The sequence below is a fragment of the Pelagibacterium montanilacus genome, from assembly GCF_003992665.1.
GTDB lineage: Bacteria > Pseudomonadota > Alphaproteobacteria > Rhizobiales > Devosiaceae > Pelagibacterium > Pelagibacterium montanilacus.
Window position 1 is genome coordinate 810 of the sequence record NZ_RZMX01000052.1, and the last position, 11,604, is coordinate 12,413.

The following is an 11,604-nucleotide window of genomic DNA, read 5'->3' on the forward strand; positions in this document are numbered from 1 at the left end:
CAGATGGCGTTTCTTCAACAATGGGCCGATGTCTCACCGGATGCCATGATCGTTGCCGACGCTGGCGGGCTCATCGTGCACTGGAATACGGCCGCAGAGAGCATGTTTGGGCTGCCAGCGGACGAAGCATTGTGAATAATCCTTAATTTGATATAGAGTTCAAATGCAACCTGACGTTAGTATTGTAATGCCTGCGTTCAATTCTGAGAATTATATCGGGCCCGCAGTGCAGTCCGTATGGCAACAGAGCCACTCTAATTGGGAGTTACTTATTGTCGACGACGACTCCACAGACGCCACGCGTCAGCTGGCAGCACAGTTTTCGCGCTTTGATAACCGGATCAAGCTTATTGAGGGGCTTGGCAAAGTTGGAGCTGCCGCAGCCCGGAATGCAGCCATTGAATACTCGCGCGGAAACTGGGTCGCCTTCCTGGACAGCGATGACATTTGGCATCCTGCAAAACTTGAAAAGCAGCTGAGATTCCTAGCCAACTCCGGCAGTCCGATCACATTCGGGGACTATCTTCGCGTGACGTCCGATGGGCGTGCGATGCATCGGGTTCGTGCGCCCGTGTGGACGGACTATGGCAGGATGTTGCGCTCGAACTTCATTGGCAACCTCACTGCGATCTACGATCGCAGGCGCTTTCCCGAACTCAGATTCGAAAGCTGCGGCAACGAGGATTACGTGTTCTGGCTTACCGCACTTAGGCTGCTAGATAGCCGCATCTTGTCCACGCCATCTGAGGAACCCTTGGCCAGCTACCGCGTTCGCGCAAGTTCGTTATCTGGGAACAAGTTTCGTTCTGCGCTGTGGCAATGGGAAACCTACCGTCGCAGACTTGGGTATGGACGCCTGCAGAGCGCCGTGTTCATGGGCTCCTATGCGTATTATGGAATGAGTAAGCGGCTGCCGCATTTCGGTGAGCTGCTGCCGGTTCGGTGGGCACGAAGTTAGGCTTTCTTAGCTTGCTCTTCGTATTCCACGGGGCTGAGATAGCCCATTGTCGAGTCTCGGCGCCTCGGGTTGTAGAAGCGCTCGATATAGTCGTACACATTGGCCTTGGCATCGTTCCGAGTGCGATAGACCTTGCGGGCGGTGCGTTCGGTCTTGAGCGAGGAGAAGAAGCTCTCCATGGCCGCGTGGTCCCAGACATTGCCGGACCGGCTCATCGAGCAGGTGATGCCGAGATCGGCCATCAGGCGCTGGAACTGCTCGCTGGTATATTGGCTGCCTTGGCCGGAGTGGTGCAGCAGGCTGTCGGGCTTGCCGCGGCGCCAGATGGCCATGATCAGCGCATCGGTCACCAGTTGAGCGGCTTCGATGAACTCATCGACCAGCCCACCACCCGGCGGGAGTAGAAATCGACGACCGCCGCCACATACAGCATACAGCCAGCCCTGGGCCGTCCAGATGTAGGTGAAGTCGGCGATCCACTTCTGGTTCGGCGCCGACGCCACGAAGGCTCAATCCAGGATGCTGGGCGAGACGGCGTGGCGCTGACCGCCATCTTTGGGCAGGCCCCGGCCGTCGCATTCGCGCCCGCAGCCCTTGCTGGCGCATCAGCAGCCGTTCGATGCGATGCAGACCAGCGTCGAGCCCTTCGGCCAGCACGTCGTGCCAGACCCGCCGGGCGCCATAGGTGCGATCACTTCCGGCAAAGCTGAACCGGATCCCGGCCACGAGCACCTCGTCATACTCAGCGCGTCTACTCGGCGAACGGTTGAGCCAAGCATGGAAGCCCGAACGAGAGACACCGAGCGCCCCGCAGGCCCACGAGACCGGCCATATCAATCGGTGCTTCGCTATAAAAGAGAACCTCATATCGACTCCCTGGCGAAGTAGGCCGCGGCCTTTTCTAGGATATCGCGCTCCACCTTGAGCTTAGCGACCTCGCGGCGCAGCTTCTCGATCTCGAGTTGCTCGGGCTTCATCTGCCCATGACCGGGGAAGGCCTGCTGCGGATTGGCAGACTGCTCGCACACCCATTTGCGCAACACGTACACATGCAGGTCCAGATCACGGGCCGCCTGCGCCACCGCAACGCCCCGTTCCCTGACCGGTTTGACAGCCTCGAGCTTGAACTCCCGGCTGAACTTCCGTCTCTTCATCAAAACTCTCCAGTTCCAAAAACACCTTAACTCGGTGTCCTCAAAACCGGCAGCAGCTCAGAATGCTGCTTGCGTTTCGACATCTCTGTTCTCCGTCGTCGAAGACCAGCAGACAACAATTTGCCGCTTACGTCAGCGTCCCATTTTCGGGGAGTAGCCCACTAGTGCCATGGAACTTCGAGTCATAGCGGCCTCGGCTACGCGTTTACGGTTTTCCGACAGCAGGTCCAGAGCAACGTCGAGAAGGCATGCCTTGCATCCGATCTGCGCCACCTATAGAGGAGTAGCCGCACGAAGCGTCATCGAAGCTGAGTTGGCGAGGCCTTTCAAATAGCATGACTGCAGAAACATCGACACAAGCGCGGCGCCTTGCGCGCATCGCGAGCGATACGCGTTCATACAGACGTGCAATAGGCGACATCGGCCAGGCCCTCAGTCTTTGGCGGCTTTGGGGCATGCTTGGATGGCTCGACATCCGTCAGCGCTACCGCCGTTCGTTCATCGGCCCTTTCTGGATAACGATCAGCATGGGGGTAATGATTAGCGCCCTTGGCTTCGTATACTCAACACTTCTGGGCACGCCGATTGCGGAACTGCTGCCGTACCTCGCAGGCGGGTTCATTGCTTGGGCGCTCATATCTGCAATGATGATCGAAGGAGCGGCGGTCTTCACAGCGTCCGAGCCCTTTATTAAGCACGGTAATGTGCCTCTTTCTCTTCATTCTCTGAGGCTGTACTGGCGCCACGCCATCACCTTTGCCCACAATCTGGCCATTTTGCTCGCCGTTTACGTAATTTTTCAGTTTCTGCCCGGCACAAGTTTGTTCGTATTTCCGCTCACATTTACGATCGTTAGTGCAATACTTGTAATTTGGGCAATAATAATTGGATCTCTGTCAACACGATTCCGGGATTTGCCGCCAATTATTAGCAGCACAGTACAAGTTGTTTTCTTTGTAACACCCATACTATATAAACCGGAGATGCTATCTGATCGACCATTCGTGTATCAGTTCAATCCATTTTACTACATGGTAGAAGGTCTCCGAGCGCCAATACTTGGGGAGCCGGTGACCGCGAAACTCGTGATGACTCTTCTCTTGATGCTCGCCGTATCCGCCGTGCTCGGCTTGATCGTTTTCGCCCGCACGCGAGGTCGTATCTCCTACTGGTTGTAACGCGATGATGTCCACACCACCCGCACGTTCTGGCGAAAGCCCCGATATACACGTCAACTTCAACGCCGTTAGCGTTGATTTCCCGATTTATTCTGCCTATGGGCGCTCGTTGAAGCGATCCATGCTCTCACTAGCGACCGGCGGCAAAATTGGATTGACTAATGAGGATCGCATCAGCGTCAAGGCGCTGGACTCAGTATCATTCAGCCTTAAGGCGGGCGACAAGCTCGGGGTCATCGGACACAATGGCGCCGGCAAGACCACCCTCCTTCGGGTTGCAGCAGGAGTTTTCGAGCCGACTTTTGGTGCGCTGGAGACGGTGGGCCGTGTGGGCGGCCTTTACGACTTAACGCTTGGCATGGACATGGAAGCCACGGGCTACGAAAACATCCGTGTCCGTGGGATGCTCCTTGGACTGACGCGCAGGGAAATTGATGCAAAAACCGACGAGATCGCAGAATTTACGGAACTGGGTGACTATCTTTATCTTCCTATAAGGACGTACTCATCTGGTATGTTGTTGCGGCTTGGTTTTGCCGTTACCACAAGCGTTGATCTCGATATTTTGCTTATGGACGAGTGGATTTCGGTCGGCGACGAAAGCTTTCAGCGAAAATCGGAAGCTAGGATGAAGGAGATAGTTGGTCGCAGCGGCATACTTATTCTGTCCGCACATACTCTGGGCCTTATTGAGGACGTATGTAATAAATGCCTTTGGCTTGAACATGGGCGCGCCCGCGAGTTCGGCGAGACGAAGTCCGTCTTAGACCTGTACAGGAAAGCGGCCGCAGCCTGAGCGCCATCGAAATGCAGTTCTGTGCCGTGTTGTTGCCCGATCAACTGCGTGTTCACGTTCTTTTAGTTGCATTATATATTAAGTATGCGCTCTTGTTGCGAACTATATTTTAGCGGAATCACTCGCTGCGGAGCCGATGATGATAAAGCGGTATGGTAAAGGTTTTTAGCAGATGGGCTTTGAATGGAATCGAAAGAAAGTCGTGGTTACCGGCGCAGGGGGCTTCATTGGGAGCCATCTTGTGGAAGAGCTCTGTCGGCTTGGCGCGGACGTGACAGCGATGATTCATTACAACGCTCTTGGCAGTTGGGGAAATCTCGCTTTCGCCGAACCCGAGCTGCGCGAGCAAATGAAGGTTGTCGCAGGCGACATTCAGGATTCAGAATCTGTCTGTGCCACCCTAGAGGGGGCCGATATCGTATTCCATCTCGCCGCTCTGATCGCGATTCCTTTCTCCTATATGGCGCCGCGGTCGTACATCCGCACGAATATCGAAGGTACGCTAAATATATTGGAGGCAGTAAGAAAAGGTGTCGCAGGCAAAATGGTGCACACTAGCACCTCGGAGGTTTATGGAACGGCCCTGCGCGAACCGATTGACGAAGAGCATCCGCTTCAGGGCCAATCGCCTTACTCGGCCACGAAGATCGCAGCGGACAAGCTCGCAGAGAGCTACTGGCGCTCATTCAATGTCGACGTTGTGACGGTGCGCCCTTTCAATACCTTCGGGCCGCGGCAATCTGCGCGGGCCTTCATCCCTACCATAATCATGCAGGCATTGACACGAGAGAAGATAGAGCTGGGCGCGTTGGATCCACAACGAGACATGACTTATGTAGGGGATACAGTCAAAGGCTTCATCGCCGCCGCCGCTTCCGATGGGCTTGCGGGCGAGACGCTCAATCTGGGCACTGGAAATACTGCTTCCGTTGGAGATTTCGCACGTAGGATCACTACGCTAATGGGCGTCGATAAGCCTCTGGTTTTAGATCATAGACGCGTACGTCCAGAAAAGAGCGAAGTGCTAAAACTCGTATCCGATAATCGAAAAGCCGCCGGTCTTATGGGGTGGTCGCCGACCACCGATATTGATGATGGTTTGAGATGCTCCATAGAATTTATTACTAAGCACGTCGATCTTTATCGCAGCACCGACTACGTAGTCTAAGGAGGATATGTGCAAGCTGTCATATTGGCTGGAGGCCGCGGTACCCGGCTAGGACCTTACACCGCCCTGTTCCCGAAACCACTCGTGCCGCTCGGTGACGAGATGCCGGTCCTGGAACTTCTCTTGAGGCAACTCAAGGCGGCGGGGGTCACTGAAGTGATCCTCGCGGTAAACCACCTCCATCATCTTCTGCGCGCATTCTTTGGGCAAGGAGAAAAGCTGGGTATCTCAATTAGGTATAGTCTTGAGGATAAGCCGCTTGGGACTGCCGGCCCTCTGGCAGCCGTGATTAACGATCTCGCCGAGACGTTTTTTGTAGCGAACGGCGACCTTCTTACCACACTCGACTTCGCGGAGTTTCATCGCACCCATGTGATGTCTGGCGCGGACGTGTCTGTGGCCAGCTACAAGCGCGAAGTCAAGATCGAGTTCGGCCTTCTGGAAACTGATGAGCAGATGTGGCTTCGCAACTACCGGGAGAAGCCCTCCTACTCTCATCTTGTGAGCATGGGCCTTTACGTCATGCAGCGCGATGCAGTTGCTCCGCATCTGCAGCCTGGGTTCTACCTCGATATTCCCGACCTGCTTCGCACTATGGTGGGACATGGTAGCCGCGTCTATTGCCATGCTCCCGACTGTTTCTGGCTCGACATTGGTCGACCAGACGACTACCGGCAGGCTCAGGAAATCTTCGCCGAGGATCGCACCAGGTTCCTGAAGGAAACACTTTGACTGGCAAAGCCCTGATCACTGGTGCGAGCGGGTTTCTGGGACGGCATTTGATCGAAGCCTTGCGCCGAAGCGGAGCAACCACGTTCGCCTTGACTAGGTCTCTATCCGGTCTTTCTCGTGCAGATCGTCAGATAGCGGTCTCCAAGGAGACTGACCCTGCGGCACTGATTCCGATCGTGGAAGAAGTATCGCCTGATTGGATTTTTCATCTTGCCGGTCGATCCATAGCTTCGTCTATGGAAGACCTTTATAGCGCCAATGTCCTATACGGCGCTGCTCTCCTGATAGCTTCACGCACCGCATCGTCCCGGCCGACTGTTGTCTTGGCGGGCTCGGCTGCCGAATACGGGCCAGAAGCTGCAGCACTTGACACGGTGAGCGAAGACGTGCCGTGCAGGCCCACGTCTTCCTATGGCATCAGCAAGTTCGCTCAGACGCTACATGCCCTTGCGGAGCAAGACCGTGTTGTCGTCGCTCGACTCTTCAACGTGGTCGGGCCGTTTATGCCGCAGCATCTTGCCCTCGGCAGCTTTGCAGCACGTATCAGTCAAATGACTGGAGACGAGCGTTCTATATCCACAGGCAGCTTGTCCGTCGTGCGCGATTTTGTCATGGTGGAGCATGTTGCAGATGCACTAGTTGCACTGGCAGGGTCGCCCCCGCCTTCTCCAACAGTCATCAACATCTGTACTGGACAAGGCACCAGCCTGCGGACGCTCGTTGAGAGTCTTGTTGCCGCCTCGGGCAAAGACGTTTCGATTGAAGAGAGCAAAGCCATAGGTAGCCCAACATCGAAAGGAATTTCTCGCTTCGTTGGAGACCCCACCAGATTGAATGCATGGGGTATTTCACTTCCGCTACCTGATCCGGATCGTCTCGCACGTTCCCTGATTAAGGCTTCTCACTTGCCATAGCGCGAGCGCGCGCCATCAACTCGGTAATTGCGCGGGCATAAGGCGCGTCAGTATTACGCAGATCATACTTTTCTTCCGCAATTGATCGAGACTTGCACTTGAATTGCTGGAGTAGCGCCGGATCGGCGGCTAGAGCCAGCAGGCGCGCGGCTGACGAACGTGCATCACCTGGCCGGACGAGGTAACCGTTCACCCCCTCCTCAACTAAGGCAGGTAGTCCACCAATGCTCGAAGCTACTATTGCGCAGCCACTTGCCAGCGCCTCCAAAATCGCTATTGGTCGCCCATCTATATATGACGGCAGCACAAAAATATCGTATAGGGTAAAATATGGTTTTACCTCGTCGACGACGCCCCGATATTCTAGTCGTGTGCCCGGGGGATTAGTCGCAACTATCTGGGTAATGAACTTTGACAGTGGCCCCCCGCCGGTCATGACGAAACGCAGACGAGGCTCATTTCGGCACAATCGTGCGATCTCCACAAAAGTCTCTGGTGCCTTCTCCTCAGACAACCTGCCCGAAAATCCAACTACAATTTCCTCCGGACAGATGTTCATCTGCTGACACAAGTCGGCCGGCCGAGGTCCGGTAGCGTAGGCGCTGACGTCTATGCCACTTTCGACAAGAGCGACTCGATTGGCGTCCCACCCCATTTGGAGACACCAGTCCCGCACCTCAAGGTTCTCGCACAAGACGCCGGAAAGGAGCGGAAACGCCTTCCTATGCGAAATGACATGGCCTGACGTATTGAACAGAAAATCGACTACAGCCAGGCCGGGGTATTTCTTCTTCAAATCAAGCAAAATATCATAGAAGAACGCGCTTCCCGCAATCAGCAAAGCGTCGAAGCGACGTGATGCGAACAAGTATTCTACAAAATTTATCCACTGGGATGGCGAGAGAAAACGAGGCAGAGCATATACTTCTGTCGTTAAAGTTTCAAACCATTCGATAGAGTCCGTATCGTCATCCCCCTGAAACATTGTCGAGACTAGGACGATGCGCCACCCTTTGCTTTTGAGTTCGCGCGTGACGTGGGATAGAAGCCGCTCCGCGCCTCCAATAAGGAAGTAGGGCATCGCGATTAGGATCGATGGCTGTGACTCATCGTCATGATCTATTGTCATTGCCACGGCCAACGACGTTTCCGGTGTCGACACCTGGAAGTTTTGCCCTCGCGCCGCCTCGGACCGCTCAATCGCCTTCTTCGATAAAAGATCTGCGTTTCGCTCAAGGATTCGACGCCGCTGGACGGCCAGTTCAGGCACGCCCGGTCCTGAGCTTAACGAGTGGGTATGATGCACACGATAATTCAGCAGGCACTCGCCCCATATATTGCCAAATCTTGCCCCTTTCGCTGACAGTCGCATCCAAAAGTCCCAGTCTTCAGCTGCATGATCGGCTCCCAAACCAAAATCTCTAAATCCACCGACCTGCTGCCATAGTTCACGGCGGAAGAGAGCACAGGTAGACATGTGGTTGCCGTGCATCATGTCGCTGAGTGACGGGCGCGGCAGAATTCCGACCTTATCAGCACGAGCACCGAACATGCGCAAGGCCGTAGATACGACGTCGAAGCCTAGGTGTTCAGCCATGAACAAGGCCTTCTCGACATAAGTAGGGTGGAGCATATCATCGGCGTCGAGGCAGACAATGTAGGGGCTTTGAGACTGCAGGATGCCAAAATTTCGGTTGTCACCGGCTAGATGCCGTCCCTCGCGCAAGACCACACGCACGCGTGGTCCCTCCAGCGCCTTAACCCGGTCAGGCGTAGATCCATCTGTGGATCCTCCGTCGACGACCACGATTTCAAGGCCACGGAAAGTCTGTGCAAGTACGCTTGCCACAGCCTCGCCGACGTGGTTGCCATAATTGAAACAGGGTATGACAACAGTTACCAACGGAGTGGGATGTGGATGGCAAAAGGGAGCGTACGAGTCCCACTGAACTGCGCTTTCCAGCCCCTCAGAAGCCTCCTGATAAGCGATTAGGTTGCGGAAAGACGAAAGGATGGAGGACCTCCGACCATTCTTGATAGCCGCAAGTGCTTTAGTCAGGTTTCGCTGGTTGACCAAACCCAGCGCAATGGCGATACGCCGCGCGTTCATTCGGACGTACCTTCCCTCATGGGTGTGCCATCTGAACCAGCCAGTAGTCTAAAAACCGACTGGTTTTCATTCGGCATCGAACATTCGACAAAGCACCGCTCCGCATGCAGCCGCGCGCTCACTCCAGGGGCGCCCAGGAGATCCGGCTGGTTGGCGAGCATGTATATCGTTTCAGCGACCCGAGCAGCTGGCCTGTGGAGCGCACCCAATTTGATGGGACAGGCGGTATAGCCAACAAAGCGTGACGGTGACATATTATCACTATACTCTCAAATAGGTGGACGATAAACTGGGCCCGGCCGCATCAATTGACCTCTTAGGACGCCGATTTTATCATCGACCCTTCGAAAATGCGCAGTGTTCCGCGCAATGCGATGGGTGTCATCGCCTGTTGCTGCCAGACAGTTCCACCACCAGTCTACATCTCCCCATGCACGATCTCTATCTTCATCCGGCCATGGCACCGACTGAATAACGTCGCGCGACGTGACGAACCCCGAAGGAAGAGGATTCTGTCGCCGCAAGATAATGTCTTCCCGCGTGTGGCTATGTTGCAGAATGCATTCGAAACCATCTGGGAGAAATGGGTCTGCACCAAAGGTGACCAGTGCCTCTGGTCGAACAACAAATGACCGCTGGGACACCATGTCGACTGTATCAATCAACCAACTCTCGCCGATCATGTCGGTACCGTCTAGAAAGAGGACAGCACGACCTCGCGCTTGCTGGCGTGCGACGTTGCGCGCCTCGGCGAGTGTGCTTGCCGGGAGTCCAATGACGATCCAGGGAGACATCACTCTCTCGCTCGCCCAGCACTTTGTGGCTGGATCCGCATTCCAGAGAATTAGCGTCAGTCTTACATTATGGCCATCGCCGATCGCCAATGCTGCGGATCGCTCCACGGAGTATAGGCTTGACCCCAACCAGTTGCGTTCCCGCCTTGCGAAAACGAAGCAGTCAATGTCGATCATGGGCGCACTTTCTCGAGCGCCTGCTCAGCGCATTGAATGTAATTAGGGATCACTCGCACCGACCTCGTGAAATTCTCCCACGAATGCCGTTGAAGCACAAAATTACGGGCCGCTCTTGTGCGTTTCGCCACCTCGCCCGGATTGTTTCGAATCGCTTCCAGCGCCTCAACATACTCATCGATCGCATCAGGGGAAGACACCAGCCAGCCCGTAGAGTCGTTGATGAGTTCGCCAATGCCTCCGACGTCAGGAGCGATGATTGGCAGGCCAATCATTGCCATCTCTAGTAGTACGATCGGCAACCCTTCAGCTGATGTTGTAAAAACGAAAGAGTCGAACTCCTCGAATGGAATGTCTTGGAGGCGCTCGAATTCACCTCTCAATTTAACGTTGTTCAGGTCGTCAATCCAAGACAGATCGACAGGAAATGCCCCTTTGATTGCAGATCCGTACATGACAAATTCGCGCTGCGGGGAGCGCCGCGCTATTTCGGCCAGCACATCGATGCGCTTCTCGAGAGCTATGCGGCTCAGCCAAAGCGATCTCGCGATCAGAGCACCCTTTCCCCCGCCTTCATGCTGATGTGCAATGGGCTCGATTGGCGTGTGTAGGATGTGGAATTTTTCGCGTTGTGAGGCGGCAAGATTGAAATGGTCTGCAGCCTTCCGAACGACAGACCCATTATCCACGATGATACCTGAAAGATGGTCAATTGTTTGTGGTACATAGCGCCAAAAAGCGCCAACAGGCATCGTATCCACTCTGATGTCGCTGTATGCACTGCCGAACAGCTCCGTGTCTTGGCGGTAATGCTTCGCCCTGTCAACAAATGCCAGCCAAGCAATGTCCGAATTGACAGTATGTACGGTCTTTAACTGCGATTCGATCAATATTCTGTCGAACAAATCAACCCTGTCCTCAACGCTCAATTCAGCGTCTATCTCGTTGATGGACACGATCGGCACCTGATATCGCGAGTAGTCTCTCTCACTGAGGTTGAATATGGCGTCAGGAGCAAAGACAAGGACTTCACGTTCCTGATAGTGGGCTCGGAGCGCCCGTATCAGGTTCAGGCTCACCTTCTCAGATCCTCCCGCAGTTCCCAGCAGAGGAAGCGCGATCATATGCCGTGCTCCGAGAGGAATTCGATCGATCAAACGCGTCAGTGTTTGGCTTCGATTGACGCCAGGTGCGGAGACTGCTTGGCGAAGCTTGTAATGGAGGTGAATGTTGGGAGTTATGGTATGAGCGATGTTCTGAAATTCAGTTAGATCTCTCTGGACGTGTAGCCAAATGTCCTCGAACCGATCCTCGTTGCTTGGAGCGTTGGCCTGAGGATGCAACGCGCCAAACCCTTGTTCAGCATCGGCCTCAGGAGCGAGCGCGGCAGGTCCCTGTTCTGCACCGACCTTAGATGGTTCGGACTCAGACCGAAAATCACGATTCTCAAATAGGTATCGATAGGTCCGGCGTAGTCCGCGAACCGTCCACCCAAAAACTACACCCATGAACAATCCGATCCTCTTGGCGCTAGGGCACCCGTGGCAAAGCAGTTGGATGCTGGGCGGCGTTCCTGAAGCACCACAATCTTGAGCACTCGATGAGCCGTCGCGGCAACTGCCA

General features: G+C 54.9%; 10 protein-coding genes and 1 pseudogene. 7 read left to right on the plus strand and 4 right to left on the minus strand.

Annotated elements, in window-relative coordinates:
• Window positions 1-3 precede the first annotated feature (3 nt).
• Window positions 4-135, plus strand: coding sequence for a PAS domain-containing protein (locus tag EO136_RS19145; protein ID WP_425466630.1), 132 nt, complete (start codon window positions 4-6; stop codon window positions 133-135).
• Between the two features lie 28 nt (window positions 136-163).
• Window positions 164-958: a glycosyltransferase family 2 protein gene (locus EO136_RS14945; protein ID WP_127145208.1), complete on the plus strand. Its 795-nt coding sequence runs from the start codon at window positions 164-166 to the stop codon at window positions 956-958.
• On the opposite strand, the pseudogene EO136_RS14950 reads toward EO136_RS14945, so the two are convergent.
• Window positions 955-2,112 (minus strand): annotated as a pseudogene (locus EO136_RS14950) (IS3 family transposase). The gene EO136_RS14945 and the pseudogene EO136_RS14950 overlap by 4 nt on opposite strands.
• A gap of 335 nt (window positions 2,113-2,447) precedes the next feature.
• On the opposite strand from EO136_RS14950, the gene EO136_RS14955 reads away from it, so the two are divergent.
• The 5 genes from EO136_RS14955 (at window position 2,448) to EO136_RS14975 (ending at window position 6,900) form a co-directional block, all read left to right on the plus strand.
• Complete coding sequence (locus tag EO136_RS14955) at window positions 2,448-3,290, plus strand: ABC transporter permease (RefSeq protein WP_127145209.1); 843 nt, start codon at window positions 2,448-2,450, stop codon at window positions 3,288-3,290.
• Between the two features lie 4 nt (window positions 3,291-3,294).
• Window positions 3,295-4,086: an ABC transporter ATP-binding protein gene (locus tag EO136_RS14960; protein WP_342773423.1), complete on the plus strand. Its 792-nt coding sequence runs from the start codon at window positions 3,295-3,297 to the stop codon at window positions 4,084-4,086.
• 172 nt (window positions 4,087-4,258) lie between these two features.
• Window positions 4,259-5,254 carry an SDR family NAD(P)-dependent oxidoreductase gene (locus EO136_RS14965; protein ID WP_127145210.1) on the plus strand — a complete coding sequence of 332 codons (996 nt, stop codon included), beginning with the start codon at window positions 4,259-4,261 and terminating at the stop codon, window positions 5,252-5,254.
• A gap of 9 nt (window positions 5,255-5,263) precedes the next feature.
• Window positions 5,264-5,986 (plus strand): nucleotidyltransferase family protein, encoded by a 723-nt coding sequence (locus EO136_RS14970; RefSeq protein ID WP_127145211.1) that lies wholly within the window; start codon window positions 5,264-5,266, stop codon window positions 5,984-5,986.
• Window positions 5,983-6,900 (plus strand): NAD-dependent epimerase/dehydratase family protein, encoded by a 918-nt coding sequence (locus EO136_RS14975; RefSeq protein WP_164730623.1) that lies wholly within the window; start codon window positions 5,983-5,985, stop codon window positions 6,898-6,900. The genes EO136_RS14970 and EO136_RS14975 overlap by 4 nt, the downstream gene beginning before the upstream one ends.
• Here EO136_RS14975 and EO136_RS14980 read toward each other — a convergent pair.
• The 3 genes from EO136_RS14980 to EO136_RS19035 all read right to left on the minus strand — a co-directional run.
• Entirely contained in the window at window positions 6,878-9,010 is a 2,133-nt protein-coding gene (locus tag EO136_RS14980; protein WP_127145213.1) for a glycosyltransferase, read from the minus strand. The two genes, EO136_RS14975 and EO136_RS14980, sit on opposite strands and share 23 nt — an antisense overlap.
• A 269-nt stretch (window positions 9,011-9,279) precedes the next feature.
• Window positions 9,280-9,981 carry a hypothetical protein gene (locus EO136_RS14985; protein ID WP_127145214.1) on the minus strand — a complete coding sequence of 234 codons (702 nt, stop codon included), beginning with the start codon at window positions 9,979-9,981 and terminating at the stop codon, window positions 9,280-9,282.
• On the minus strand, window positions 9,978-11,604 hold a 1,627-nt coding region (locus tag EO136_RS19035; RefSeq protein WP_206513346.1), incomplete at its 5' end, for a glycosyltransferase family 4 protein. The genes EO136_RS14985 and EO136_RS19035, both read right to left, overlap by 4 nt.